At 58.0% G+C, this 4158-nt stretch carries 5 protein-coding genes and 1 pseudogene; 5 read left to right on the top strand and 1 reads right to left on the bottom strand.

The window, feature by feature from the left end; translation table 11 throughout:
- The 4 genes from ACTH5D_RS17415 to ACTH5D_RS17430 all read left to right on the top strand — a co-directional run.
- On the top strand, positions 1–424 hold a 424-nt coding region (locus ACTH5D_RS17415; RefSeq protein ID WP_441673447.1), incomplete at its 5' end, for an ABC transporter permease.
- A complete protein-coding gene (locus ACTH5D_RS17420; protein WP_427028907.1) occupies positions 412–1473 on the top strand; it encodes an ABC transporter ATP-binding protein in 1062 nt (353 codons plus the stop codon). The genes ACTH5D_RS17415 and ACTH5D_RS17420, both read left to right, overlap by 13 nt.
- Positions 1470–2537 carry an MBL fold metallo-hydrolase gene (locus ACTH5D_RS17425; protein ID WP_427028908.1) on the top strand — a complete coding sequence of 356 codons (1068 nt, stop codon included), beginning with the start codon at positions 1470–1472 and terminating at the stop codon, positions 2535–2537. The genes ACTH5D_RS17420 and ACTH5D_RS17425 overlap by 4 nt, the downstream gene beginning before the upstream one ends.
- A 10-nt stretch (positions 2538–2547) precedes the next feature.
- On the top strand, positions 2548–2994 hold the full coding sequence (locus ACTH5D_RS17430; protein ID WP_427028909.1) for a phosphatase domain-containing protein: 447 nt from the start codon (positions 2548–2550) through the stop codon (positions 2992–2994).
- Positions 2995–3058: 64 nt separating this feature from the next.
- Here ACTH5D_RS17430 and ACTH5D_RS17435 read toward each other — a convergent pair whose 3' ends face one another.
- On the bottom strand, positions 3059–3742 hold the full coding sequence (locus ACTH5D_RS17435) for a GntR family transcriptional regulator (protein WP_427028910.1): 684 nt from the start codon (positions 3740–3742) through the stop codon (positions 3059–3061).
- Positions 3743–3894: 152 nt separating this feature from the next.
- Between ACTH5D_RS17435 and ACTH5D_RS17440 the strand changes: the two are divergent.
- A pseudogene (locus ACTH5D_RS17440) lies at positions 3895–4158 on the top strand (TRAP transporter substrate-binding protein DctP); the annotation flags it as partial.

The raw sequence follows: 4158 nt of genomic DNA on the forward strand, positions 1-4158 counted from the left end.
CTACGGCACCCTGGGGCTGATTTTTATCGCCTATCTGGCGCGCTTTCTGGTGGTCTGTGTGAAGCCCGTCGCCGCTAGTTTGGCACAGTTAGATCCCTCCCTTGAAGAAGCGGCACAGCTAGCCGGTGCAGGTCCGTGGCGGCGTCTCGGCGGGATCATTTTACCGCTAGTAGCACCAGCATTATTCGCAGGCGGGCTGCTGGTGTTCCTGCTAGCGGTCAACGAGCTCACTGTGTCAGCGCTGCTGTGGAGCGCCGGCAACGAAACCCTTGGCGTACTGATTTTCAACCTAGATCAAGGTGGCGAAAGCGTGCTGGCCGCGGCTGTTTCGGTGCTGGTGGTGCTTATGGTCGCCTCGCTGATGCTGACGCTTAGTGTGCTAGCGCCGCGCCTCCCAAAAGGAGTCATCCCATGGCAGGGCTAGCAATTGATAGCGTTACCAAACGCTTTGGCGAACACACCGCTGTGGATGCGCTGTCGCTGGAGATTAATCCGGGTGAGTTTGTTGCCCTACTCGGCCCTAGCGGCTGCGGCAAAACCACCATGCTACGCATGCTGGCGGGTTTTGAAACAATCAACGAGGGTAGCATTCAGTTAGCCAATCGCACCCTGGCCAGCGCCGATACTCATGTGCCCCCCGAGCAACGCAATATGGCCATGGTGTTCCAGTCCTATGCGCTATGGCCGCATATGAGCGTGGCCGACAACGTGGGCTACCCGGTCAAACTGCGCGGCCTGCGCGGGGCGGCGTATCAGCAAAAGGTGCAGCAGGCACTGAGCCTAGTAGAACTTGAGGCCTACGCCGAGCGTATGCCCCAGGCCCTTAGCGGTGGCCAGCGCCAGCGCGTCGCTCTGGCGCGCTGCCTGGTCAGCGACCCGTCAGTCGTACTCCTGGATGAGCCACTGGCCAACCTTGACCGCCATCTGCGCGCCACCATGGAGCACAGCTTCCGCGATTTTCACCAGCGCACCGGTGCCACGCTGGTCTACGTCACCCACGACCAAACCGAAGCCATGGCGCTGGCGGATAAAATCGCCGTGATGAAAGCGGGCAAATTGGTGCAGTGGGGCGCCCCGGAAACTCTTTACCGCCAGCCGCTAACCGCCTGGGTAGCCGGCTTTATCGGCCAGGGTAGCCAATTAAAGGTCGCCGCCGGACACCCTGGCAAGCGCCTTGAGAGCGCTGCCTTGATGCGCGGGCTGAACGCCCTCGCATCCGAGCGAACTCAAACAGTACTGGTGCGCCCGGAGCATATTCAGCTCAGCACGACACTCTCTTCCTCCGCGGCCCCCACGCATAGTCAGCTTGCCGCCCAGGTGGAAAGCGTAATTTTCCGTGGTGAGCGCTATGAACTGACATTGCGCCTACCCAGTGGCGAAACCCTGCTGGCCTACCATCATGCCGCGCCTGATTTGGGTAGCCAGGTTGCCGTTAGCCTGCAGCAGGGCTGGTGTCTGGAGCCCGATCAATGAGCGTACACATTGAGGTTCTCAGTGGGTTAGGCGCCAAAGGCCCTGCCGCGATCGTGGTAGAAGCACAGGGAAAACGCTTACTGCTAGACGCGGGTGGCGCGTTGCACCCCGGCGACCAGATTACTTGGACGAACAATTTGGACGTGGATGCGGTGCTGATCAGCCACGACCATGTCGATCATATCGGTGGCGTAGCACAGCTGCCTGCTTACGTACCGCTTTACTGCACGCCGCTAGTGGCCAATGCACTGCCCAAAAACCGGCAATGGCGACCCTTGCCAGAGCGCGGCTCATTAGACGTGGAAGGCATCACCATCACCACCGGCCAAGCGGGACACTCGCTAGGCGGTGTATGGCTGCATTTAGCGGTAGCAGAAGGTATTTTTTACAGCGGCGATGCTTGTTTTGAGTCACGGCTGTTTCCATTTGATACGCCACCACCGGCGCGTATTGCACTACTGGATGCCTCCTACGGCAGCTACGACCAAGCTCAAACGCGTTGTGTGCAGGCTATCAGTCAGCATCTTAATCAGCCGCTGGCGTTTCCAGTGCCGGAAACCGGTCGCGCCCTGGAAATGGCCCTATGGCTAGCGGAAGAAGCTGAACAGCGGCAGTTAACGCTCGCCATCGAGCCAGTGATTCGTGACAACCTAGCGGCGCTATTAGCATTGCCTGCCTCTCTGCGAAGACCTGGGATCGATGTTGCTATTGCCAATGTGTTGGCGCGAGCAAATGATGAACACGCCACACTCCGGTTAATAAGTGACCGCAACGATACCCCGGAACAGTGGCCCAATTACCACCTGCTCCATACGGGTCACCTCATCCCCGAGCGCCGCGCCCAGCTAGCGGTGGGCGAGATAAGCTGGCAGCGCTGGAATGTTCACCTGCGTGCGTCGCACCTGGTGGCGCTCGCCGACCAGCTGGGCGCCACTCAGGTAGTGCCGCTATTTACCCCGCTTTGCGCTAACCCATTAACTGCCTGGCGTAGGTTGCTCAGTGATCGGCTCTGCACTGCTCAGCGTTTCCGTGTTGATTCTCGCTTAGCTACTTTTTCTGTTTAGGGAGTTTTGTATGTCTGCAGTCATTGTTGATGTCGATGGCACCTTGGCGGAGTTTCACCCCCACCAGGTCAGTGACTGGGTGCTGGGTAGTCAGAAACAGTGGGAGCCCTTCTTCGCCCATATGGCCGAAGCGCCGGTGATCGAAGCGGTGGCCAAGCTGGTTAAGATTTTAAAGGCACAAGGTCAGCAGATCGTGATTTGCAGCGGCCGCCCAGATAGCCACCGTGAGCATACCCAACGCTGGTTAGAGCGCCACACCATCCCCTTTGATGCCATGTACCTGCGCCCAGAAGGCGATGACCATGTGGATGATGAAGAGGTAAAGTCCGCGCTACTCAATCAAATGCGCCACGACGGCTTTGCCCCCTGGCTGGTGCTGGATGACCGTGACGCCGTAGTTACCCAGTGGCGCGCACTCGGCCTCACCTGCCTGCAGTGCGCGCCGGGGGATTTTTAAGCCTTTGCCAGCCTGGCGATGATTAAGCCGTTGGCAGTCGGGGTAATCTAGATTAGGAGCCGTATCAGCCGGTTCTTTCTAACGGCGACTCCATCCGACGAACGCTGGAAACGAAGTCGCTAAAGCGTTCACCCTGAATCAATACATGGTCACTCAGTGCTTGCTGGGCCGCCACGGGGTTGCCCTGTTCAATGGCTTCCACGATGGCTTGGTGCTCGCTGAGGGAATTATTTACCCGCTGGCGCATCTGGAGCTGCAAGCGCCGGTAAGGCTTTAAGCGTTGTTTAAGTTGGCGCGCTTCGCTGGCCAAAAAAGTGTTGTGGCTAGCGGTGTAGATACAGTCGTGAAAGCCTTCGTTTTCGTAGTAGTACTCGTCGCTATCTCCCGCCAGTGCTGCCGCTTCGCAGCGTTGGTGCGCTTCGCGTAGCGCGGTTAACTCCTGCTCGGTAATACGGCGTGCCGCCAGGCGGCCGCACATGCCTTCAAGTTCGGCCATCACCTCGAACATTTCGATCAGTTGATCAATCCCCACCTTTGCGACGAAAGTACCTTTCTTGGGCGAAACAGTGACCAAGCCACTAGCCACCAGTTGCTGAAAGGCCTCACGCACGGGTGTTCGCGAGACCTGAAACTCACGGCCCAAGGCTTCAGGATCCAGGCGTTCTCCCGGTAAACGGCGGCCATTAATAATGTCATTTTCAAGCGAATCTCTTAATCGTTGAGCGTTGGAACGCTTGGTGCCCGTCATGTTTTACCTCCTTGGATCGCGGCTCGTCTTAGCCGTTTTAATACTGTCATACAGTTGACATTAGCATACGTAGCGCCTATTGATATATATATCAGCTCGACTGATAGATACAGTCAATCCAAACACACAACAACAACTGTTGGAGACACCTCATGCAACGCTATTTGATCTCAACTGCTGCCGCTCTTGGTCTCGCCATTGCGGCTTCCCACGCCTCTGCCGATACCGTGCTACGCGCGTCGCATCAATTCCCCGGGGGCCAGGGAGATGTTCGCGACGAAATGGTGCAAATGATGGCCCGCCACGTGGCCGAGGCAGACGTTGGCCTGACCATAGAGGTCTACCCCGGCCAATCGCTGTTTAAAGCGCGCGAACAGTGGGGCGCCATCGCCCGTGGCCGCCTGGATATCACTTCG

The sequence above is a fragment of the Halomonas sp. genome (genome assembly GCF_052095695.1).
GTDB lineage: Bacteria > Pseudomonadota > Gammaproteobacteria > Pseudomonadales > Halomonadaceae > Vreelandella.